Origin of the sequence: Pseudonocardia broussonetiae, assembly GCF_013155125.1 — a bacterium.
GTDB classification, from domain to species: domain Bacteria; phylum Actinomycetota; class Actinomycetes; order Mycobacteriales; family Pseudonocardiaceae; genus Pseudonocardia; species Pseudonocardia broussonetiae.
The window spans coordinates 6,966,480-6,987,936 of the sequence record NZ_CP053564.1; the positions used below are offsets into that span (position 1 = coordinate 6,966,480).

A 21,457-nucleotide genomic window follows, 5' to 3' on the forward strand; every position below is an offset into this window, starting at 1 on the left:
GTGCACCGGTCGTCACCTAGGGTCACGTCGGGTGGGGGGACTGCGCGGGCGCACGGGTGAACGGGTACGACACGGAGCGGTGACGGCACTCGCTCTGCTGCTGCTGGCGGCGTGCGCCGCCGCCCCTCCCCCGCCGCTGCCGGCGCCGCAGGTCGCGACGCCCGCCGACGCCGTGACGGTGCTCGACGGCGCCGACCCGGCCGCGCTCGCCACCGCCACCAGCGCCGCGCTGTTCGCCTCCGCACCGCTGGCCGTGCTGGCCGCCGCCGACGATCCCGCCGCGCAGGCGGAGGCGGGCGAGCGGGCGGCGGCGCTCGGCGTGCCGCTGCTGCTCACGCCCGACCCGTCCGCCGAGCTCGACCGCCTCGGCGCCACCGGCGTGCTGCCCGTCGGGACGGGTGCGCAGCAGTGGGCGGACGACGCCGGGCGCGACGTCGTGGAGGACCCGCAGCTCGTCGCGCCGCCGGCGCGGGACGTCCTGGCCCTGGCGGTCGACGCCGCCTCACCCGCCGCGGCCACCGCGCGGGCGTCGGGGGCGCGCGTCGAGGCCGTCGCCGATCCCGACCCGCGGGTCACGCCGCCGGGCGGTCTGGAGCCGCGTCCGGCGCACGTCGTCGCCCTGGGCGGGGCGTTCGGCCCGGCGGAGCGCCTCTCCGCGCGCCTGGACGTGGCGGCGACCGGGACGGCGCTCCCGGGGGGCGGGCAGGTGCTGTTCCCCGGGCGGCGGATGGTCGCGCTGTACGGCCACCCCGGTGCGCCCGCGCTCGGCGTGCTCGGCGAGCAGGGCGTCGCGGAGTCGGTGGCGCGGGCGCAGGCGCTGGCCGCGGAGTACCAGCCGGTGTCCGACGTGCCCGTCGTGCCTGCGTTCGAGGTGATCAGCACCGTCGCCGACGCCGGGCCGGGCCCCGACGGCGACTTCAGCTCCGAGGCGACCGTCGAGTTCCTGCGGCCCTGGGTCGACGCGGCGCGCGAGGCGGGCGTCTACGTCGTCCTCGACCTGCAGCCCGGGCGCACGGACTTCCTCACCCAGGCCCAGCGCTACGCCGAGCTCCTCGCGCAGCCGCACGTCGGGCTCGCGCTCGACCCGGAGTGGCGCCTCGAGCCCGGCCAGCGGCCGTCGCAGCAGATCGGGACGGTGAGCGTGGACGAGGTCAACGCCGTGGCGACCTGGCTGGCCGACCTCACCCGCGACAACGCGCTGCCGCAGAAGCTGCTGATGGTGCACCAGTTCCGGCTCACGATGATCCGCGAGCGCGAGCGCCTGGACACCTCGCGCGACGAGCTCGCCGTCGTCCTGCACGCCGACGGGTTCGGCGTCCCCGGGGAGAAGCTCGAGACCTGGACCGCCCTGCACCAGGGCGAGCCCGCGGGCGTCACGTGGGGCTGGAAGAACTTCTACGACGAGGACACGCCGATGTTCACGCCTGCGGAGACCCTCCGCGTCGGGCCGGTTCCGCCGGTGTTCGTGTCGTTCCAGTAGCGACCGGGCGGGCGGCGCCGGTGGCGAGCAGCCCGACCAGCAGGGCGCCGAGCACGACGAACAGCGCGCGCAGGATGCCCGACCCCTCGGCCAGCAGGCCGATCAGCGGCGGGCCCGCCAGGAACGCGGTGTAGCCGACCGAGCTGACGACCGACACGCGCGCCGCGGCGTGCGCGGGGTCGTCGGCGGCGGCGCTCATGCCGACCGGGAAGCCCAGCGACGCGCCCAGACCCCACAGCAGCGCGCCGGCCAGCGCCACCGGCACCGACCCGCCGACGAGCACCAGCAGCAGCCCGACCAGCGCGAGCCCGGCCGCGGCGCGCAGCACGACGACCCGACCGAAGCGCTCCAGCAGCGAGCCGCCGAACGTGCGCCCGACCGTCATCGCGGTGACGAACACGCCGAACGCGACGGCGCCGACGGTCTCGCTCGACCCGTAGCCCTCGACGAGCGCGTAGGCGATCCAGTCGTTGGCCGAGCCCTCGGTGAACGCGAACCCGAGCACCAGCACGCCGATCAGCAGCGTGCGCGGCTCGCGCCAGGCGGCCAGCACGCCCGGGCCGCCCTCGGCGCGCGTGGGGACGGGCGTCGAGGGGAGGAAGCCGCGGACGGTGACCGTCATGACGACCGGGATGAGCACGACGACGCCGAGGATCTGCGCGGCCAGCGGCACGCCGGTGGCGGCGGTGAGCGCACCCAGGCCGGCGCCCGTGACGGTGCCGATGCTGAAGGCGGCGTGCAGGCGCGGCATCAGGGTGCGGCCGCGGCGCTGCTCGACCTCGGCCCCCGCGACGTTCATCGCGACGTCCCACACGCCCGTGCCCAGACCGGTGACGACCAGGCCGAGCGCGGCGGGCCACACGGTGCCGGTGAGCAGGCCGGTGGCGAGGCTCGCGAGGCCGACGGTCTCGGTGAGCGCCGCGACCAGCACCGACCGGGCCGGACCCAGCCGCGCCACGAGCGGCCCGGCGAGCGGCAGCCCGGCGACCGACCCCGCGGAGAGGCAGAGCAGCATCAGCGCGAGCTGCGAGGTCGAGAGACCCAGGCCGTCGGCGATGGCCGGCGTGCGGCTGATGAACGACGCGAACGCCAGCCCGTTGACGGCGAACGCCACCACCACCGCGTTGCGCGCCCGGCGCAGTTCCGTCGACACCCCTCGGCTCCCTTCCGACGATCTTCTGACGAGTTCCGGCATCGAATCGATTCGATGCCGGTGGCGAGAGTACGCCACGGGTACGGTCCGGCGTGCTCTGGTTGCTCGTGCACCTCGTCACGACCGCGGTGCTGGCCGGCGTCGGCTGGGTGGTGCAGGTCGTCGTCTACCCGGCGTTCGCGCTGGTCGGCCCGGCGGAGTGGCCGGACTACCACCGGCGGCACGTGGCGCGGATCGGCTGGGTCGTCGGGCCGCCGTGGCTGGTGCAGGGCGTGTCGGTCGGGATGCTGCTGCTGGCCTCGCCGTGGGAGTACGCGCTGCTCGGTGTGCTCGCCGCGGCGGGCGTCGCGCTCACGGTGCTGGCCGCCGTGCCCGCGCACGAGGGGCTCGACGGCGACCGCGACCTGCGGATCCTGCTCCGCGCCAACCTCCTGCGCAGTCTCGTGTGGAGTGCGGCGACCGTGGTGTCGGCCGTGCAGCTGGCGTCGGCGCTACCGTTCTCCCCGTGAGCGGCGCCCGTCCGACCCTGGCCACGGTGGCCGCGCGCGCCGGCGTGTCCCCGTCCACGGCCTCCCTCGCGTTCTCCGGCAGCACGCGCGTCTCGCCGCCGACGCGGGAGCGGGTGCTCGCGGCCGCGGCCGCGCTGGGCTACGCCGGCCCCGACCCCCTCGCGGCGTCCCTGCGCCGCGGCCGCAGCGGCGTCGTCGGGGCGTTCATCGGGGAGCGGCTGCTGTACGCGTTCCGCGACCCGGTCGCCGTGCAGCTCCTCGACGGCATCACCGAGGTGCTCGGCGCGCACGACGTCGGGCTGCTGCTGCTCGCGGGCGACACCGGGCGCCCGTCGGTCACCCAGATCGCGCGCATGCCGCTCGACGCCGCGATCTTCGCGACCTGCGGCCTCGAGGACGACCCCGCGCTCGACCTCCTGCGCGCCCGCGGAGTCCCGATCGTGGCCGTCGAGGGGCCGGACGTCGACGGGGTGGTGCTCGTCGACATCGACGACCGCTCCGGCACCGCCGACCTCGCCCGCCACCTGCACGGGCTCGGGCACCGCCGCGTCGAGGTGGTGGCGATGCCGCTGCGCCTCGATGGGCGGCGCGGGCCGATCGACGGGGCCCGTCGCGCCCGCGTGCACTACCGCGACGTGCGGCACCGGCTGGAGGGCGTCGAGGACGTGTTCGGGGCGGTGCCGGCGTTCGAGACGGCCAGCAACGCCGTCGACGAGGGCGCGCACGCGGGGCGGGTGCTGCTCGACGTGCCCGCCGCCCGCCGTCCGACCGCCGTGCTCGCCCAGAGCGACGTCCTCGCCGCCGGGGTGCTGCAGGCGGCCGCGGAGCTGGGGCTGGACGTGCCGGGCGACGTCAGCGTGGCCGGGTTCGACGGTGCCGAGCTCCCCTGGCTCGGCGCCACCCGCCTGACGACGGTGGTCCAGCCGACCGACGAGAAGGGCAGGCGGGCGGCGCAGGCGGCGATGGACCTGGTGGACGGGACCCGCCCCCCGGACACGGTCCTCCCGGTGGCGCTGAGGATCGGGACGACGACGGGGCCGCCGAGAACCGGCACCTAGAACCCCGCGAGTCGCGCTCTGGTTGCGAGCGAGTCGGGCTGTGGTTGCGCGCGAGCCGGGCTGTAGCTGCTCACGAGTCGGGGTCTGTCTGCGCGCGAGTCGGGCTCTCGTTGCGCGCGAGTCGGGCTCTCGTTGCGCGAGTTCGCCGCCCTGCCCGGCGAGTTTGCCGTCCTGCCCGGCGAGTTCGCCGCTCGTGCTCGCCGAGTGGCCGGTATCACGGCTTCCCGCGGTTCGGGGCTGTCGAGCCCTCGCCCGACCTGCCACCCTGCCCACGTGCGCCCCACGCTCTACGAGTTCGCCGGCGGTCGTCCCGCGTTCCGCGCACTCGCGCGTGCCCACCACCTGCGCTGCCTCGCCGATCCCGAACTCAACCACCCGTTCTCCCGCCCCGACCAGCACCCGCAGCACACCGAGCGGCTCGCCGACTACTGGGCGGAGGTGCTCGGCGGGCCGCCCCACTTCTCGCGCGCGTGCGGGGGCCACACCGACGTCCTCGTGCTGCACGGCGGCAACGGCGACATCAGCGACCTCGGCCGACGGTTCGTCCGCTGCTTCGTGGCGGCGCTCGACGATGCGGGGCTGCCCGCCGACCCCGAGTTCCGGACCGCCGTGCGCGCGTACATGGAATGGGCCGTCGCGGACGTGCTGGCGCACGAGGAACCCGCAGCCGTACCGGCCGGGCTGCCGATGCCGCGGTGGGGCTGGAACGGATTGCAGTGACGTCGGAGGCGCAAACGGGCTGAGCAGGAATGACCGACTCGGCGGGCGTCAGCGGCGAACTCGCCGGGGCGGGCGGCGAACTCGCCGGGCACAGGCGGCGAACTCGCCGGGGCGGAGGCGGCAAACTCGCCGGAAGTTCGCGGCACACTCGCTCGCCGTCAGAGCCCGACTCGGTCGCAACGAGAGCCCGACTCGCGCACCGTCAGACCCCGACTCGCTCGCAACGAGACCCCGACTCGCTCGCACTCAGACCCCGACTCGCGGGTGGACGTGGGGGCGGGGTGGGGGCGCGCCATAGTGGTCGCATGAGCGACTCCGTCGACCCCACCGTCCCACCCAGCGGCCCCGGCTGCCTCGACTGCGACGCCGCCGGCGGCTGGTGGGTCCACCTGCGCCGCTGCGCGCAGTGCGGGCACGTGGGGTGCTGCGACTCCTCCCCCGCCCAGCACGCCACCGCGCACTGGAGGTCGAGCGGCCACCCCGTCGTCCAGAGCTTCGAGCCCGGCGAGGACTGGTTCTGGGACTACGCGACGAGCTCGGCCGCAGACGGCCCCCAGCTCGCACCCCCCACGCACCACCCCGAGGACCAGCCCGCCCCCGGCCCGGCCGGCCGCGTGCCGACCGACTGGCGCCAGCACATCCACTGACGGAACCACCGCACTTCGGAGCCGGAACGCCGTCCACGCCCCCACCGCACCCCGTCCTGGCTCCGAAATGCGGGAGGGTCAGCGGGCTGCCACCTCCGAGAGCGGCAGCGCCACCACGTGCCCCAGGAACCACTCCTGCTTCGCCGCCCGCACCCCCGCCGGGCTCGCGGGGTGGCTGCGCCCGGTCCAGCCGCAGGCGCACCGGGCCACGTAGCGGACGAAGGTGCCGCCCGCGCAGCGCTCGACGTCGGTCCAGCCGTCGCTGAGCGAGCCGTCGCGGTAGCGGCCGGCGACGTACCCGCCGTGCTCGTCACCCACCGTCGCCATGACGGGCATTCTGCCTACGGATCGTGACAGGTTCGTGAACCCGGCGCGAGACCACCGGGACGGGTGACCCCCTGCCCGGCCCGGCTACGTCGACGGGGAGGATCGACGGGTGCACCCCGACGCCTTCGCCGCCTCCGTCGCCGAGGCCGCGGTCCGGCTGTCCGGCGTCGCCCGCACCACCCCGCTCCAGCACAGCACCCGCCTCTCCGAGGCCACCGGCGCACACGTGTGGCTCAAGCGGGAGGACCTGCAGGTCGGCCGCTCCTACAAGCTGCGCGGCGCCTACAACCTGCTCGCCGGGCTCGGCGCCGACGAGCGCGCGGCCGGCGCGGTGTGCGCGAGCGCGGGCAACCACGGCCAGGGCGTCGCCTACGCGTGCGCCCGGCTGGGCATCCGCGGCCGCGTCCACGTCCCGAGCACGACGCCGCGCCAGAAGCGCGAGCGGATCGCGGCGCTGGGCGGGTCGGCGGTGGAGCTCGTCGTCGGCGGCGACACCTACGACGAGGCCGCGGCCGCCGCGGCCGAGCACGCCGCCCGCACCGGCGCCACCGTCGTCCCCGCCTTCGACGACGTGCGCACGATCGCCGGGCAGGGCACGGTCGCGGTGGAGGTGCTCGACCAGCTCGCGCACCCGCCGGACGTCGTGGTCGTGCCCGTCGGCGGGGGCGGACTGCTCGCCGGCGTCGGCACCTGGCTCGCCGCGCGGCACCCGGGCGTGCGGGTCGTCGGCGTCGAGCCCGCCGGGGCCGCCAGCATGAGCGCCGCACTGGCCGCCGACGCGCCCGTGCTGCTGCCCGAGCTCGACACGTTCGTCGACGGTGCGGCCGTCCGGCGCGTCGGCGACGTCAGCTTTCCGCTGGTGCGCGACTCCCGCGCCGAGCTGGTCACCGTCGACGAGGGGCGCGTCTGCACCGAGATGCTCGACCTCTACCAGGTCGACGGCATCATCGCCGAGCCCGCGGGCGCCCTGGCCTGCGCCGCGCTCGACGGGCTCGACCTCACCCCCGGGTCCACGGTCGTCAGCCTGCTCTCCGGCGGCAACAACGACGTCAGCCGCTACTCCGAGGTCGTCGAGCGCTCGCTGGTGCACCGCGGGCTCAAGCACTACTTCCTGGTGGAGTTCCCGCAGGAGCCCGGGGCGCTGCGCCGGTTCCTCGACGAGGTCCTCGGGCCCGACGACGACATCGTGCTGTTCGAGTACGTCAAGCGCGACAACCGCGAGACCGGCGCCGCGCTCTGCGGCATCGAGCTCGCCGAGCGCGAGGGCTACGAGACGCTGTGGAAGCGGATGGAGGCGAGCCCGCTGCGGATCCAGCTCGTCGCCCCGGGTACCGCCGCCTACCGGTTCCTGGTCTGATCGAACCGACCACCACCCGGCCCACGTACGTCGGGGTGGACCGGCGGCCGTCGGGGCGGAGGGGACATCCACGCGGCGGCCGCCGGTGCGCAAACCCCGAGGGGCACCCCGGAGGCTGCGCTCCATCGAATGTAGGCGCGGTGCGGACGCGGTGCGCGCCGAACGCGGGGACCCGTCGGCGAGTGCGTCCGCCCGGCCCCCGGCGTTACCCCGGGTGCGAGCCCGGGACGGACGCCGTGCTCACTCGGCGGCCGGCGGGCGGCTGCTCGTGCGCACGTTGCGGACGATGTCGCGCCCGAACGTGACGTCCAGCCGCTCGGCCACCGCGAGCTCCAGCACCGCCAGCATCGCGTCGCCGGAGACCTTGCGCAGGTTGCCGATCACCTCGTACAGGCGCGGCCACTGGTCGTCCGGGCGGCCCTCGGCGTCGAAGGGCTGCCAGACCTCGCCCAGGAACAGGTCGACGTAGATCTTCGCGATGCCGTCGGCGTGCCGGCGGAGCTGCTCGACGACGTCGAGCGAGCGGGTCATCGGGATGCCCATCTCGGTCATCGCCTGCGCCGCCGCCATCAGCCGCGGGCTGGTCTCCTCGTAGGTGCCGTCGGCGATCTCGGTGAGCAGGCCCATCTTCTGCGCCCGCTTGACGAGGTTCGGATCGGTCTCGGAGAACCGCTCGACCAGCTCGGCGAGCGTGACGATCTGCCGGTCCTCCACCGCGAACAGCGTGCGCACCGCCCGGATGAACCGGACGACCTGCTCGGTGGAGCCGCCGGTGGTGTCGAGCAGCTTCTTGATCACGTCGAGCTTGACGCCCTCGCCCTGCAGCTCCTGGATCAGCTCCAGGCGCGCCGCGTGGCCGGGCCCGTAGTAGCCCGTGCGCGCCCGCACCTCGGGCGGCGGCAGCAGGCCGCGGGCCTGGTACGCGCGGATGTTGCGGACGGTGACGCCACTGACCCGGGCCAGCTCGTCGATGGTCCGCCGTTCGACATCGTCGCCGTCCTCAGACATGTGACACACCTTATCAGGGACCCCCGGTTGCTATGTGACATCAACTCGTGTTGCACTGATGTCATGTTCAAGGCGCTGGTCGCTCTCACCACTCCTCTGCTGCCCGAGGACTACCTCTCGCTGGTCGACCCCCTGTGGTCCACCACCGAGCTGCGCGGCCGGGTCGTCGGCGTCCGCCGCGAGACCGAGCGCGCCACGTCCCTGCGCATCAAGCCGGGGAGGGCGTGGGCCGGGCACCGCGCCGGCCAGTACGTGCGCATCGGCGTCGACATCGACGGCGTGCGGCACTGGCGCACCTACTCCCTCTCGGGCGCCGAGTCCGACGAGCACCTGACGATCACCGTGCAGGCCCTCGCCGACGGCCTCGTCAGCCGCCACCTCGTCGACGCGACGCCGGTCGGGTCGATCGTGCGCCTGGAGCAGGCCACGGGCGACTTCGTCCTCCCCTCCCCCGTGCCCGCGAAGCTGCTCATGATCACGGCGGGCAGCGGCATCACGCCCGTCATGGGCATGCTCCGCACGCTGGACGGGCACCCGGACGCGGTCGTGCTGCACAGCGCCCCGACCGCCGCCGACGTCCTCTTCGACGACGAGCTGCGCGCGCTGCCCGGCGTCACCGTCCGCGCCACCCGCGACGAGGGCCGCCTCGACCTGGCCGACCTCGACGACCTGTGCCCCGACTGGCGCGACCGCGAGGCCTTCGTCTGCGGCCCCACCGGCCTGCTCGACGCCGCGGAGGAGCACTGGGGCGAGGCCCGGTCGCGGCTGCACCTGGAGCGCTTCACCCCGCCGGCCCGCTCGACGGGCGGCGAGGGCGGCACCGTGACCTACGGCGACACGACCGTCGAGGTCGACGGCGGCGCCAGCCTCCTGGAGGCCGGGGAGGACGCCGGCGTGCTCCTGCCCAGTGGCTGCCGCATGGGCATCTGCTTCAGCTGCGTCCTGCCCCTGCGCGACGGCCAGGTGCGCGACCTGCGCACCGGCGAGGTCCACGGCGAGCCCGGCGACCTCGTGCAGACCTGCATCACCGGGGCGACCGGCACCGCCCGGCTCGACCTGACCCGCTGATCCCCCTTCCCAGTCCGCCTGATCCCGACCCGCAGAAGGAGCCCGGACCATGACCGCGACGCTGGACCGCCCGATCTCCGACGCCCCCACCGGCACCCCGAGCCCGCCCGTCCGCACGGTCGCCTCGCGGCCCGGACCGGAGGCCGCGGGGCTGACCGCCGCGCAGGTCGAGGAGCTCGGCCGGCGCCTCGACGCCATCCGCGACCGCGTCGTCGCCGACCGCGGCGAGCGCGACGCCGCCTACATCCACTCCGTGATCCGCACGCAGCGCTACCTGGAGATCGGCGGCCGCGCGCTGCTGTTCGCCGGGATCCTGCCGCCCGCGTGGCTCGCCGGCACCGCGATGCTCTCGGCGTCGAAGATCATCGAGAACATGGAGCTCGGGCACAACATCATGCACGGCCAGTGGGACTGGATGCGTGACCCGAAGATCCACTCGACCACCTGGGACTGGGACAACACCAGCCCCGCCGAGGCCTGGAAGTACACCCACAACTACGAGCACCACACCTACACCAACGTCGTCGGCAAGGACCGCGACGTGGGCTACGGCATCCTGCGGATGAGCGACGAGCAGGAGTGGCACCCGTACTTCCTGCTCAACCCGCTGTGGAACGCCCTGCTCGCGACGTTCTTCCAGTGGGGCGTCGCGCTGCACGACCTGGAGGCGGAGAAGATCGCCTCGGGCGAGAAGACGCTCCGGTCGGTGTGGCCGCAGCTCAAGGCGATCGGCCGCAAGATCCGCCGGCAGTTCACGAAGGACTACATCGCGTTCCCCGCGCTCGCCGGGCCGTTCTTCCTGCCGGTGCTCGCGGGCAACGCGACGGCCAACCTGGTGCGCAACCTCTGGTCGCACGCCGTCATCTTCTGCGGGCACTTCCCCGACGGTGCCGTGCAGTTCTCCGAGGAGCAGCTCGAGGACGAGACCCGCGGCCAGTGGTACCTGCGCCAGATGCTCGGCTCGGCCAACCTCGAGGGCGGCCCGCTGTTCCACCTCATGACGGGCAACCTGAGCTTCCAGATCGAGCACCACCTGTTCCCCGACCTGCCCAGCAACCGCTACGCCGAGATCGCCCCGGAGATCCGCGCGATCTGCGCCGAGTACGGCCTGGAGTACACCTCCGGCACGCTCCCGACGCAGTACCTGCAGGTCCTGCGCACGATCAACCGCCTGGCCCTGCCGCCGAAGAAGGCCTGACACCGCAACACGCGCACCACGAGACCCCGACTCGCGGACAGAGGGCCCGCGAGTCGGGGTCTCGTTGCGGCCGTGTCGGGGTCCGGTGGCGCCCGTATGAGACGGGGGTCGCGTCCGGTGGGCGCGCTCCCCGCCCCACCGGCCGGGATACTGGGACCATGCCCGCCTCGCTGACCCCGCCCACCTCGACCGACGTGCTCGTCGTGGGCGCCGGGCCGGCCGGGTCGGCGGCCGCGGCGTGGGCCGCGCGGCACGGGCGCGACGTCGTCCTCGCGGACGCCGCCGTGTTCCCCCGCGACAAGGCCTGCGGCGACGGCCTGACGCCCCGCGCCATCGCGGAGCTGGAGGGGCTCGGCCTGGGCGACTGGGTCCGCGCCCACGGCACCAACCGCGGCCTGCGCGCCACCGGCTTCGGGCAGGTGCTGGAGCTGCCGTGGCCCGGCGGCTCGCTGCCCGACCACGGCGGCGCGGTCCCCCGCCTGGAGCTCGACGCCCGCATCCGCGACGTGGCGCTCAAGGACGGGGCGGTGCCCGTCGAGGGCGCCAAGGCCGTCGACGTCGTCCGCGACGGCGACCGCGTCACCGGCGTCGTGTTCGACGACGGCACCACGATCGGCTGCGAGCGCCTCGTCGTCGCCGACGGCGCACGGTCGACGCTCGGGCGCGTGCTCGGCCGCGAGTGGCACAAGGACACCGCCTACGGCGTCGCCGCCCGCGGGTACGTGAGGTCCGGCCGCAGCGACGACCCGTGGATCTCCTCCCACCTGGAGCTGCGCGGCGAGCAGGACGAGGTGCTGGCCGGCTACGGCTGGGTCTTCCCGCTGTCCGACGGCGAGGTCAACATCGGCGTCGGCACTCTCGCCACGGCGAAGCGCCCCGCCCAGATCCGGCTGCGCAGCCTCATCGAGCACTACACCGACGCCCGCCGCGAGGACTGGCAGCTCGAGGGCCCGGTGCGCGCCGCGATGTCGGCGCTGCTGCCGATGGGCGGCGCGGTGTCGGGCGTCGCGGGCCGCAACTGGGCCCTGATCGGCGACGCCGCGGGCTGCGTCAACCCGCTCAACGGCGAGGGCATCGACTACGGCCTGGAGACCGGCCGCCTCGTCGCCGAGCTGATCGCGCAGGACCGCGACCTCGAGCTCGCCTGGCCCGCCACCCTGCGCACCCACTACGGCCAGGCGTTCTCCATCGCGCGCCGCCTCGCCGGGCTGCTCACACTGCCGCGGCTGCTGCCGCTCGCCGGCCCGGTCGGGATGCGCTCGCGCGCCCTGATGACGGTGGCCCTGCGCGTGATGGGCAACCTCGTCACCGACGCCGACCTCGACCTCACCGCCCGCGCCTGGCGCGCCGCCGGCCGGCTCAGCCTGCGCCTGGACGAGCGGCCCCCGTTCCCGGCGGCCGACCTCCGGGTCTGATCAGACCTTCCAGTACCCGCAGAACATGATGTGGTCCTTGGGCACGCCGGTGCGCACCCAGTGCCGGCGCACGCCGGTGGGCAGCGCCTGCTCGCCGACGGTCCACCCGTAGAACGGCCCGTCGGGCAGCGCCTGCGCCTGCGCGAGGGCCGCCGCGGCGCGGCCGGGCACGTCGTGGGGGTCGGTACGGACGATCCACCGCACCTCGACGCCGGGCGGTGGGGCCAGGTCCTGGCGGTCGGCCTCGGCGGGCACCTCGAGCAGCGCGAGGCCCTCGGCGTCGGCGGGCAGCGACGCGAGGATCCCGGCCGCGGCGGGCAGCCCCGACTCGTCGGCGACGAGGACCGTGCGCCCCGCCGTCGCCGGCGGCGGGACGAAGCCGATCCCCTCGTCGAGGATGGCCACGGGGTCGCCCGGGGCGCAGGTGCGGGCCCAGGTCGAGCCCGGACCGGCGTCGTCGCCCTCGCCGTGCAGGACCACGTCGACGTCGATCTCGGGGCCGTCGGTCCCCAGCGCCCGGTGCGCGCGCACGGTGTAGTTGCGCACCACCGGCCGCGAAGCCTTCGGCGCGGCGAGCAGCTTGGCCCACGCGATGCGGGTGAAGACCGGCGGCACGTGGTCGAGCGAGTCGTCGGAGACGGGGATGAACAGCCGGAACCACTGGTCGAAGCCCATGGAGCGGAACCGGTCGACGTCGCCGCCGCCCAGCGTCACCCGCGCCATGTGCGGCGAGACCTCCGTGCGGCGCAGCACCTGCAGCCGCAGCGTCTCCGCGACCTCGGGCTTCACCGCCGTCGCCGCCATGTTCGTCCGTGCCATGCCGCCCCCTCATCGATCGATAAGGGCACCCTAACCTACAAGGGGGCGGCGGCGCGGACTATCGCAGGAGCTGCGCCCGGATGTCGGTCTTGAGGATCTTCCCGACCGTCGACCGGGGCAGGTCCGGCCAGAACTCGACCTGCTTGGGCGCCTTGACGCTCCCGATCCGCTCCTTGACGAACGCCCGCAGCTCCTCGCCGGAGATCGTGGCCCCCGGCTGCAGCTGCACCACCGCGACGACCCGCTCGCCCCACTTCTCGTCGGGCAGCCCGACGACGCCGCAGTCGCGCACCGCGGTGTGGGCCATCAGCGCCTGCTCCACCTCGGCGGAGTAGACGTTGAAGCCGCCGGTGATGACCATGTCCTTGGCGCGGTCGACGATGAACAGGAAGCCGTCCTCGTCGAGGTAGCCGATGTCGCCGGTGTGGTGCCAGCCGTGCTCGGACGCCTCGGCCGTGGCCTCCGGGTTCTTGTAGTACCCGGCCATCACCAGCGAGCTGCGCACGACGATCTCGCCGCGCTCGCCGCCGGGCAGCAGCGAGCCGTCCGACGCCATGATGCCGACGGTGACCAGCGGCCCCGGCCGCCCCGCCGACGCGAGCCGCTGCACGGCGACCGAGCCGTCGGGCAGGAAGTGGTCGCGCGGCGACAGCATCGACACGAACATCGGCGCCTCGGACTGCCCGAACAGCTGTGCCATCACCGGCCCGATGTCGCGGAGCGCCTGCTCCAGGCGGGCGGGCGACATCGGCGCCGCGCCGTACCAGAAGCACTGCAGCGAGCTCAGGTCCGTCGACTCCAGCTGCTCGTGCGCGAGCAGCATGTAGATCAGCGTCGGCGGCAGGAACGTGTGCGTGACGCCGTGCTCCTCGACGAGCGAGAGGAACCCGCCGACGTCGGGCGCCGGCATGACGACGATCCGCCCGCCCAGCGACAGCACCGGGAAGCAGAGCACCCCGGCCGCGTGCGTCAGCGGGGCCATGGCGAGGTACACCGGCCGTCCCTCGAAGGGGTACCCCATGAGCGCCAGCGCCGTCATCGTCTCGATGTTGCGGTCGGTGAGCTGCACGCCCTTGGGCCGGCCGGTGGTGCCGCCGGTGCCGACGATCATGACGGTCTCACCGGAGCCGGCATCGTCGAATTCGCTGCCCTCGGCCAACCAGTCGTCGAGCTCGTCGAGGCACACCGTCGTGGTGACCTGCGGCAGGTCCATCTCCGCGACCATCGGGGCGTAGGCCCGGGAGTGGAACAGCGCGACGCAGTCGAACAGGTCGAGCAGCTCGGCGTTCTCCGACGCCGAGTTGCGCGGGTTGATCGGGCACCAGACCGCGCCGCGGCGGGAGATCCCGAAGACGGTGGCGAAGGCGACGGGGTCGTTGCCCGAGAGGATCCCGACCTTGTCCCCCGCCCGGACGCCCGAGCGCGCGAGCGCCCGGGCGACGGCGTGGCTGTGGTCCTGCACGTCCCCGTAGGTGAGCGTGGTCGGACCCATCACGAGGCAGGGGGCGTCGCGTCCGAGCGACGCCCCCTTGTCCAGGTAGGCGGTCAGACCCATGCGGGGGCTCCCGGGAGGGTCACCGTCACATGCCCATGCCGCCGTCGACGGGGAGACCGGCCCCGTTGACGAACCGCGACGCGTCCGAGGCGAGGAAGACGACGGCGTCGGCCATGTCGGAGACCTCGCCGAGGCGACCCGAGGGCGTCAGCTCGATGACGGCGCCGACGGCCGCGTCGGGGCTCTCGAACAGGCCGAGCCCGGCCGTCTCCACCGCGAGCTTGACGCCCATGTCGGTGGCTACGAGGCCCGGGTAGAGGCAGTTGACGCGCACGCCGTAGCCGAGCTTGCCGGCCTCCATCGCGGCGACGCGGGTGAGCCGGTCGACGCCGGACTTGGTGGCCGAGTAGCCCGCGATCGCGGGGAACGCGATCGTGGCGGCGACCGAGGCGATGTTGATGATCGAGCCGCCGCCGCCCGCCGCCCCGCCCGGGCGCATCGTGCGGAAGCCGTGCTTGATCCCGAGCATGGTGCCGAGGATGTTGACCTCGAGCATCTTCTTGATCTCGTCCGGGTCGGTGTCGGCGAGGAGCTGCGTGACCTCGATGCCGGCGTTGTTGACCAGGATGTCGAGCCCGCCGAGCTCCGCGACGGTGTGCGCGGCCGCGGCCTCCCACTGGCTGTCGCTGGTGACGTCGAGCTCGACGAAGCCGCCACCCTCCAGGCCCGCGGCGGTCTGCTCGCCGACGTCCTTGAGCACGTCGGCGATCATCACCCTGGCTCCGGCGGCCGTGAGGGCCTGCGCCATGCCGGCGCCCAGCCCGCGGGCGCCGCCGGTGACCAGCGCGCGCCTCCCCGTCAGATCGATCGAGCTCATCCGTGGTCCTCTCATCGCCGGTGATGCGGACCACAACGTAGGAGGCGGCTTGGACGAGTGTCAAGACACGTCTGGACGACTGTCCAGACGGACCGGCCGGGGTACTCTCGTTGCCGTCATGAGCACCGCAGAGAAGGCCGGGCACGCCTCCGGCAACCGGTCCGACAGGGTCGAGGAGCGGCGCCGCGAGCTCGCCGACGCGGCGCTCACGACGCTGTCCGAGCTCGGCTACGCCCGCACCAGCCTGCGCGAGATCGCCCAGAACTCCGCGTTCAGCCACGGCGTCCTGCACTACTACTTCCGCGACAAGGTCGACCTGATCACCTACTGCGTCCGGCAGTACAAGGCCGCCTGCGTGCTGCGCTACGACCAGATCGTCGCCACAGCCGGCACCGCCGACGCCCTGGCCACCGGGTTCGCCGACGGGCTGGTCGCCACGCTCGTCGAGGACGCCCGGATGCACCGGCTCTGGTACGACCTGCGCTCGCAGTCGCTGTTCGAGGAGTCCTTCCGCGCCGACGTCCTCGACATCGACGCCACGCTCGAGCGCATGGTCTGGCGCATCGTCAGCCGCTACGGCGAGCTGTGCGACCGCCCGGTGCCCACCTCCCCCGCCATGACCTACGCCCTGTTCGACGGGCTGTTCCAGCAGGCGCTGCTGCACCACGTCGCGGGCTCCCCCACCGCGGGCCCCGACCTGCACGCCCGCGCGCTCGACCTCCTCGGCCGCCTCCTGCCGTGACCGACTGGGGGTCGGTCGCCGACTGGGTGTCCGCCTCGGCCACGGTCGCAGCGCTGCTCGCCGCCTCCTACGCCGCTCGCGTGGCGTACCGGCAGTTGAGGGTGCTCGAGGACCAGGAGGAGTACCGCCAGCGCGCCGAGAAGATCCGGGACGCCTCGCGCGTAGCAGTGTGGGTGCGCATCGACGCGATGAGCGCTCTGCCTGAACTGCGCTACGTCAACGCGAGTGGGATGCCGATCTACGACCTCGTGCTGTGGGTCGCCACTCCCGAGCAGACCTTCACGATCGTCTACGTCGTCGACGGCCCGTCGGCCGAGTCGAAGACGATGGTCCGAGGTACCGATGACTTGCAACGTCAGATCTGCGAGAGCACCTACAGACCGGGCTGGACGCAACTCCTGGAGTCCGGTCACCTCGTGTGCGCCGCGGCGTTCCGGGACTCGGTGAACCGCAGGTGGTTCCGGGACTTCCACGGTCGGTTGTCCGAGGTCGAGGAACAGGAGGATGTCGGGACGCGGTTCGCTGCACACCGGGTCGCGCGTTTCCCCCGCGACTCCGACACGGATGGATCTCGGCATCCGGGGCCGGCGGGCTAGGTGGGAACCGACCGGAGGACCGCGATCGACGCCGAGCGCGCCGCCACTGTCGAGCGCGCCGCGGCGCTGGCCCGCCAGGTCGAGGGGCTCGCCGAGCAGCAGGCGCACACCACCCACGACGACGAGCACGACCCCGAGGGCGTCACGATCGGCTTCGAGCGCGCCCAGCTCCAGGGCCTGCTCGCCGGCGCCCGCGAGGAGATCGAGGCGCTCGACCGCGCCGCCGCCCGCCTCGCCGACGGCACCTACGGCCGGTGCACGCGGTGCGGCGCCGCGATCGCCCCGGAGCGCCTCGACGCCCTGCCCGCCGCCGAGACCTGCATCGCCTGCGCCACGGCCCGGCGGCGGCACCGCTAGCCGGGCGCCGTGCACATCTGACGGTCACCGTGCACACGGTCGACCGCGTGCACGGTGGCCGTCCGGTGTGCACGCTGCCCGACCGCCCGTGGGCGGCCGTAGATTGCCGGGCATGGCGCGCACGATCAGGTTCCACGAGACCGGCGGTCCGGAGGTCCTGCGGATCGAGGACCTCCCGGTCCGCGCACCCGGGCCGGGCGAGGTGCGGATCCGGGTCGACGCGGTCGGGCTGAACCGCGCGGAGGTCAACTTCCGCCGCGGCACCTACCTGGAGCGGCCGAGACTGCCGGCCGGGCTCGGCTCGGAGGCCGCGGGCGAGGTGCTGGAGGTCGGCCCGGACGTCACGCGGTGGCGGCCGGGCGACGCCGTCTGCGTGATCCCCGCGTTCTCCCAGAACGACTTCCCCGTCTACGCGGAGGAGGCGGTCGTGCCCGCAGCGGCGCTGGTGGCGCGCCCGCCGGGCATGGACGCCGTCACGGGGGCGGCGGTGTGGATGCCCTACGTCACCGTCTACGGGATGGTGCAGGAGGTCGTCCGGGTCCGGCCCGGCGACCGCGTCGTCGTCACCGCGGCGGCCAACAGCATCGGCCTGGCGGCGGTGCAGGTGCTGCGCCACCTCGGCGCGGTGCCGGTCGCGACGGTCACCGCGCCCGCAGGCCGCGACGCGCTGCTGGCCGCGGGCGCCGCGGAGGTCGTCGTCGACGACGGGTCCGACCTCGCCGGTCCGCTGCGCGCGGCCACCGGCGGGGCCGGTGCCGACCTCGTGCTCGACGCCGTCGGCGGGCCGCGGGTGGCCGAGCTCGTGGCGGCGTGCGCGCCCGGCGCCACGGTGCTCGTGCACGGCGGCCTGTCCGGCGAGCCGACGCCGCTGCCCGGTGGCCGGTACGCCCCGGTCTGGATGCGGCGCTACCTCGTCTTCGAGATCACCGGCGATCCGGCGGCGCTGCGGCGCGCGGAGCACTTCGTCCGGGCCGGGCTGGCGTGCGGCGCGTTCGTGCCGACCGTCGACCGCGTCTTCGACTTCGACGACGTGGCCGCCGCGCACGCCTACGTCGACTCCCCCGACCGCGCGCCGGGCAAGCCGGTGCTGCGGGTGCGGCCTACTTCCCCGTGAGGCTGCCGGAGCCGCCGTCCTTCTTGTCCCTCTTCTCGGCGCGCTTCTCCTTGATGGACTTGCCGGACTTCTTGCTCGCGGACTGGCGCGGTGACTTGTCGGACACGGGGGCTCCTCGGCGCGCCGGGGCGCGCGATCGGACGAGCGGGGCCGCCGTGGAACGGGTCCGGGCGAGCATCCTCTACAGGTGCCGGACCCGACGTGCGGGGCGGGATCAGCCCCGGGCGGCCGAGGCAGACGCTACGCCGGCTACGACCGCGGGTCGAGGTGCTCGCGCTGCAGGATGCCCATGCGCAGGGCGTTGCGGTAGCGGCCGTCGGCGAAGAACTCCTCGCGCAGCTCGCCCTCGGTCACGAAGCCGGCCTTCTCGTAGATGTGGATCGCCTTCGGGTTCTCGACGGCGACGATCAGGTAGACCTTGTGCAGGTTGAGCACGGCGAATGCGTAGTCGAGCGCCTGCATCGTCGCCTCGCGCGCGTACCCGCGGCCCTGGTGGTCGGGGTGCACGATGATCTGGAACTCGGCGACGCGGTGGATGTAGTCGATCTCCATCAGCTCGACGACGCCCGCGGGCTCCCCCGCGGCCTCGATGACGAAGCGGCGCTCGCGGTTGTCGTGCACGTGCCGGTCGTAGATGTCGCGCAGCTCGACCAGCGCCTCGTACGGCTCGGTGAACCAGTACGACATGACCTTGGAGTCGTTCGTCAGGCCGTGCACGAACTCCAGGTCGTCGCGCTCGAGGGCGCGCAGCCGGATCGCCATGGGGCCATCCTCCCGCACGCCCCCGGTGGGTAGGTTCGGCCAGCGATGAGATCGGCGGCCGGCCGTCGTCCCCACCCCGACACCCCCGAACCGAGCACGAGGAGCACCGATGGGCACCATCCAGGTCCAGCTGTTCACCACCGTCGACAACGCGGTCGGCGCGCCGATGTGGACCATGGACTACCCGTTCACCGACGAGATGGGCGCCGCGATCGGGCAGCTCACCACGGGCAGCGCCACCGCGATCCTGCTCGGGCGCACCACGTGGGAGGAGTCGGGCCCGGCGTGGTCGGGCCGCGACATGGCCGACGACCCGGGCGCCCCGTTCTTCAACGAGACCGCCAAGTACGTGGTGTCCGGCTCGCGCACCGAGGTCGACGGCTGGAACAACTCCACGCTGCTCGGCGCCTACGACGCCGACGCGATCCGCCGCTTCAAGGACGGCGTCGACGGCGGCATCTACGTCTTCGGCAGCACCACCCTGGTGCGCGCGCTGCTCGACGACGGCCTGGTCGACGAGCTGCACCTGTTCGTCTACCCGGTGGCGCTCGGCGAGGGCCCGACGCTGTTCGGCCCGGGCACCCCGAAGCGGGCCATGACCCTGAAGTCGGCGCAGAGCTTCGACAACGGCGTCGTCCACCTGGCCTACGCGCCGAACCCCGGCACCCCCGGGGCCTGAGCGCTACCGCTCGCCGAGCGTCCGCTCCGACGGGGGCGGGAGCGGGGCGGGCGCGGGACGCAGGCCGTCGACGAGCAGGGCCAGGTAGCGACGGCGGTCGGCCCCGGCGGGGTCCCGCTCGTGCACCGTGGCCAGCGCCATGACGACGACGGCGGCCAGGTCGCGCCCGAGCAGCTCGGGCCGCGCCCGCCCGGCGTCGATCGCGCGGCGCAGCGGCCGCTCCATCGCCGCGACCCACGCCCCGACCAGGTCGACGTCGACCGCGCGCACCTCGCGGGCCAGCCGCAGCACCGTGCGGTGCGCGGCGAGGGAGTCGACGACGGCGCCGAGCATCCCGACCAGGTCGTCCCACGGGTCGTCGGTGACCACCTCGGCGGCCGGCGCGACCTCGGTGGCGAGGACGTGCTCGACGACCGCGCGCACGAGCTGGTCGCGGTTGCGGAAGCGCCGGTAGAGGGTGGCGGGGGCGACCCCGGCGCGGCGCGCGACCTCGTCGAGCGCCACCCCCGGGCCGTCCTCCTCGAACGCGGCGCCGGCGGCCACCACGATCCGCTCGTGGTTGCGCGCGGCGTCCACCCGCATCGCGCGCCCGGCCGTCACGGCCCGACTCTCCCATCCGCCGGGCGGCGCGTCATTCCTCGACGCGCAGGGCCCCCGACGGGCACAGCGAGACGGCCTGCCGCGCCGCGTCCGCGTCGGCGCCCTCCGGCTCCCCGACCAGGAGCAGGACGATGCCGTCGTCGTCCTGGTCGAACACGGCCTCGGAGCTGGTGACGCAGAGGCCCGCCCCGATGCACAGGTCGCGGTCAGCGATGATCTCCATGCTCGACTCCTACCAGGTGACGGGCAGCGAGTGCAGCCCGTAGACGAAGTGGAACGCCCGGAACGGGACCTCCTCGAACGGCACGGCCGCCGCGAGGCGCGGGAAGCGGCGCAGCAGCGCCGGGAACGCGATCCGCATCTCCATGCGGGCCAGGGGCGCGCCGAGGCAGTGGTGCACGCCGTGGCCGAAGGCGAGGTGGCCCATCGCGCCGCGGGAGACGTCGAGGGTGTCGGGGTCGTCGACGAAGCCCGGGTCGCGGTTGGCGGTGGGCAGCGCGCAGAGGACCAGCTCGCCCGCCGGGATCGTCTGCCCGGCGATCTCCACCTCGGTCGTCGTGGTGCGGGCGACGCCGGTGTGCACGATGGAGAGCCAGCGCATGAGCTCCTCGACGGCGGCGTCGACGGACTCCGGATCGTCGCGGACGGTCGCGAGCTGGTCGGGGTGGCGCAGCAGCGCGAGCGTGCCCAGGCCCAGCATGTTCGACGTCGTCTCGTGGCCGGCGATCAGCAGCAGCGACGCGATGCCGGCGAGCTCGTCGTCGGTCATCTCGTCACCGTGCTCCCGGACCAGCATGCCCAGCACGTCCTCGCCCGGATCGGCCTTCGCCCCGGCGACCAGGCGGTCCATGTAGGCGCGGCTCTCGCGCTGCAGCGCGACCCGCTCGTCCATCGGGATGGAGAGGTCGAGCTGGCGGCCGGTGCGGTGCTGGAACTCGTCGCGGTCGGCGTAGGGCACGCCGAGCAGCTCGCAGATCACCAGCGACGGGATCGGCAGCGCGAAGGAGGGCACCAGGTCGGCCGGGCTGCCGGCGCGCTCCATCGCGTCGAGGTGCTCGTCGACGATCTCGACGATCCGCGGCTCGAGGCGGCGCATCCGGCGGACGGTGAACTCCGGGGTCAGGAACCGGCGCAGCCGGGTGTGGTCGGGCGGGTCGGCCGCGAGCATCTGCCCGGCCATCGCGCGGCGCTTCTCCTCCGCCGAGCGGGTGTCGCCGGGCATCCGCATCGCGAGGCCGCCCGCGTTGCTGAACCGGCTCGCGTCGGCGAGGACCTCCCGCACGTCCTCGTGCCGGGCCACCAGCCACGCCGGCGCCCCGAACACCGACTGCACGCGGCGGATCCCCGGGCCCTCGCGGACCTCGGCGAGCTCGGGCACGGGATCGAAGCGGTCGCGCTGCATGTGCAGCGGCGGGAGCGGTGGTGCCTGGGTCATGGTGCGTCCTCTCCCCGACGGCGATCGACCCGTCCGACGCT

Annotated in this window: 24 protein-coding genes; 14 read left to right on the top strand and 10 right to left on the bottom strand. The window is 74.2% G+C overall.

The genetic code is table 11. The features are described 5' to 3' along the window. Nucleotides 1-79: 79 nt before the first annotated feature. Nucleotides 80-1,480 carry a hypothetical protein gene (locus HOP40_RS33615; protein WP_205347023.1) on the top strand — a complete coding sequence of 467 codons (1,401 nt, stop codon included), beginning with the start codon at nucleotides 80-82 and terminating at the stop codon, nucleotides 1,478-1,480. Here HOP40_RS33615 and HOP40_RS33620 read toward each other — a convergent pair. Continuing rightward, nucleotides 1,419-2,633 (bottom strand): MFS transporter, encoded by a 1,215-nt coding sequence (locus HOP40_RS33620; protein WP_240157415.1) that lies wholly within the window; start codon nucleotides 2,631-2,633, stop codon nucleotides 1,419-1,421. The genes HOP40_RS33615 and HOP40_RS33620 overlap by 62 nt on opposite strands. 92 nt (nucleotides 2,634-2,725) lie before the next feature. On the opposite strand from HOP40_RS33620, the gene HOP40_RS33625 reads away from it, so the two are divergent. The 4 genes from HOP40_RS33625 to HOP40_RS33640 all read left to right on the top strand — a co-directional run bounded on the left by HOP40_RS33625 (nucleotide 2,726) and on the right by HOP40_RS33640 (nucleotide 5,567). Further along, nucleotides 2,726-3,142 carry a DUF1772 domain-containing protein gene (locus HOP40_RS33625; RefSeq protein ID WP_172167206.1) on the top strand — a complete coding sequence of 139 codons (417 nt, stop codon included), beginning with the start codon at nucleotides 2,726-2,728 and terminating at the stop codon, nucleotides 3,140-3,142. Continuing rightward, entirely contained in the window at nucleotides 3,139-4,200 is a 1,062-nt protein-coding gene (locus HOP40_RS33630; RefSeq protein ID WP_172167208.1) for a LacI family DNA-binding transcriptional regulator, read from the top strand. The genes HOP40_RS33625 and HOP40_RS33630 overlap by 4 nt, the downstream gene beginning before the upstream one ends. A 273-nt stretch (nucleotides 4,201-4,473) precedes the next feature. After that, complete coding sequence (locus HOP40_RS33635; RefSeq protein ID WP_172167210.1) at nucleotides 4,474-4,920, top strand: group II truncated hemoglobin; 447 nt, start codon at nucleotides 4,474-4,476, stop codon at nucleotides 4,918-4,920. A gap of 305 nt (nucleotides 4,921-5,225) precedes the next feature. Then, the gene (locus HOP40_RS33640; protein ID WP_172167212.1) at nucleotides 5,226-5,567 is read left to right on the top strand and encodes a UBP-type zinc finger domain-containing protein; all 342 of its coding nucleotides are present in this window, start codon (nucleotides 5,226-5,228) and stop codon (nucleotides 5,565-5,567) included. 78 nt (nucleotides 5,568-5,645) lie between these two features. Here the strand turns inward: HOP40_RS33640 and HOP40_RS33645 are convergent, their stop codons facing one another. Continuing rightward, nucleotides 5,646-5,894, bottom strand: a complete 249-nt coding sequence (locus HOP40_RS33645) for a hypothetical protein (protein WP_172167214.1) — start codon at nucleotides 5,892-5,894, stop codon at nucleotides 5,646-5,648. Between the two features lie 109 nt (nucleotides 5,895-6,003). On the opposite strand from HOP40_RS33645, the gene ilvA reads away from it, so the two are divergent. Continuing rightward, nucleotides 6,004-7,251, top strand: coding sequence for a threonine ammonia-lyase IlvA (gene ilvA / locus HOP40_RS33650; protein ID WP_172167216.1), 1,248 nt, complete (start codon nucleotides 6,004-6,006; stop codon nucleotides 7,249-7,251). A gap of 240 nt (nucleotides 7,252-7,491) precedes the next feature. On the opposite strand, the gene HOP40_RS33655 is transcribed toward ilvA, so the two are convergent. Continuing rightward, entirely contained in the window at nucleotides 7,492-8,259 is a 768-nt protein-coding gene (locus HOP40_RS33655) for a MerR family transcriptional regulator (protein ID WP_172167218.1), read from the bottom strand. Nucleotides 8,260-8,322: 63 nt separating this feature from the next. Between HOP40_RS33655 and HOP40_RS33660 the strand changes: the two genes are divergently transcribed. The 3 genes from HOP40_RS33660 (at nucleotide 8,323) to HOP40_RS33670 (ending at nucleotide 11,940) form a co-directional block, all read left to right on the top strand. Next, entirely contained in the window at nucleotides 8,323-9,327 is a 1,005-nt protein-coding gene (locus tag HOP40_RS33660) for a ferredoxin reductase (protein ID WP_172167220.1), read from the top strand. 49 nt (nucleotides 9,328-9,376) lie between these two features. After that, a complete protein-coding gene (locus HOP40_RS33665; protein ID WP_172167222.1) occupies nucleotides 9,377-10,525 on the top strand; it encodes a fatty acid desaturase family protein in 1,149 nt (382 codons plus the stop codon). 158 nt (nucleotides 10,526-10,683) lie between these two features. Then, complete coding sequence (locus HOP40_RS33670) at nucleotides 10,684-11,940, top strand: geranylgeranyl reductase family protein (protein ID WP_172167224.1); 1,257 nt, start codon at nucleotides 10,684-10,686, stop codon at nucleotides 11,938-11,940. On the opposite strand, the gene HOP40_RS33675 is transcribed toward HOP40_RS33670, so the two are convergent. Genes HOP40_RS33675 through HOP40_RS33685 form a run of 3 tightly spaced genes read right to left on the bottom strand, consistent with a single transcriptional unit; the run spans nucleotide 11,941 to nucleotide 15,131 of the window. Beyond that, nucleotides 11,941-12,759, bottom strand: a complete 819-nt coding sequence (locus HOP40_RS33675) for a siderophore-interacting protein (protein ID WP_172167227.1) — start codon at nucleotides 12,757-12,759, stop codon at nucleotides 11,941-11,943. Between the two features lie 58 nt (nucleotides 12,760-12,817). Then, nucleotides 12,818-14,314 (bottom strand): acyl-CoA synthetase, encoded by a 1,497-nt coding sequence (locus tag HOP40_RS33680; protein WP_172167229.1) that lies wholly within the window; start codon nucleotides 14,312-14,314, stop codon nucleotides 12,818-12,820. Between the two features lie 25 nt (nucleotides 14,315-14,339). Then, on the bottom strand, nucleotides 14,340-15,131 hold the full coding sequence (locus tag HOP40_RS33685) for an SDR family NAD(P)-dependent oxidoreductase (protein ID WP_172167231.1): 792 nt from the start codon (nucleotides 15,129-15,131) through the stop codon (nucleotides 14,340-14,342). A 118-nt stretch (nucleotides 15,132-15,249) separates the two neighbouring features. Here HOP40_RS33685 and HOP40_RS33690 point away from each other — a divergent pair, with 118 nt between their 5' ends. From HOP40_RS33690 to HOP40_RS33705, 4 genes are all read left to right on the top strand, one after another. After that, nucleotides 15,250-15,873, top strand: a complete 624-nt coding sequence (locus tag HOP40_RS33690; protein ID WP_172167234.1) for a TetR/AcrR family transcriptional regulator — start codon at nucleotides 15,250-15,252, stop codon at nucleotides 15,871-15,873. Further along, on the top strand, nucleotides 15,870-16,469 hold the full coding sequence (locus tag HOP40_RS33695) for a hypothetical protein (RefSeq protein ID WP_172167236.1): 600 nt from the start codon (nucleotides 15,870-15,872) through the stop codon (nucleotides 16,467-16,469). The genes HOP40_RS33690 and HOP40_RS33695 overlap by 4 nt, the downstream gene beginning before the upstream one ends. Further along, nucleotides 16,470-16,826, top strand: a complete 357-nt coding sequence (locus tag HOP40_RS33700) for a TraR/DksA family transcriptional regulator (RefSeq protein WP_172167239.1) — start codon at nucleotides 16,470-16,472, stop codon at nucleotides 16,824-16,826. Between the two features lie 112 nt (nucleotides 16,827-16,938). Beyond that, nucleotides 16,939-17,940 (top strand): zinc-dependent alcohol dehydrogenase family protein, encoded by a 1,002-nt coding sequence (locus tag HOP40_RS33705; RefSeq protein ID WP_172167241.1) that lies wholly within the window; start codon nucleotides 16,939-16,941, stop codon nucleotides 17,938-17,940. 249 nt (nucleotides 17,941-18,189) lie between these two features. On the opposite strand, the gene speG is transcribed toward HOP40_RS33705, so the two are convergent. Continuing rightward, complete coding sequence (speG, locus tag HOP40_RS33710; RefSeq protein ID WP_172167243.1) at nucleotides 18,190-18,702, bottom strand: spermidine N1-acetyltransferase; 513 nt, start codon at nucleotides 18,700-18,702, stop codon at nucleotides 18,190-18,192. A 109-nt stretch (nucleotides 18,703-18,811) separates the two neighbouring features. Here speG and HOP40_RS33715 point away from each other — a divergent pair, with 109 nt between their 5' ends. Next, nucleotides 18,812-19,381: a dihydrofolate reductase family protein gene (locus HOP40_RS33715; RefSeq protein ID WP_172167245.1), complete on the top strand. Its 570-nt coding sequence runs from the start codon at nucleotides 18,812-18,814 to the stop codon at nucleotides 19,379-19,381. A 3-nt stretch (nucleotides 19,382-19,384) separates the two neighbouring features. Here the strand turns inward: HOP40_RS33715 and HOP40_RS33720 are convergent, their stop codons facing one another. The 3 genes from HOP40_RS33720 to HOP40_RS33730 are packed head-to-tail and all read right to left on the bottom strand — an operon-like array spanning nucleotide 19,385 to nucleotide 21,416. After that, nucleotides 19,385-19,981, bottom strand: coding sequence for a TetR/AcrR family transcriptional regulator (locus tag HOP40_RS33720; protein ID WP_240157416.1), 597 nt, complete (start codon nucleotides 19,979-19,981; stop codon nucleotides 19,385-19,387). Nucleotides 19,982-20,012: 31 nt separating this feature from the next. Continuing rightward, nucleotides 20,013-20,204 (bottom strand): ferredoxin, encoded by a 192-nt coding sequence (locus HOP40_RS33725; RefSeq protein WP_172167247.1) that lies wholly within the window; start codon nucleotides 20,202-20,204, stop codon nucleotides 20,013-20,015. 9 nt (nucleotides 20,205-20,213) lie between these two features. Next, nucleotides 20,214-21,416: a cytochrome P450 gene (locus HOP40_RS33730; RefSeq protein ID WP_172167249.1), complete on the bottom strand. Its 1,203-nt coding sequence runs from the start codon at nucleotides 21,414-21,416 to the stop codon at nucleotides 20,214-20,216. Nucleotides 21,417-21,457: the final 41 nt, after the last annotated feature.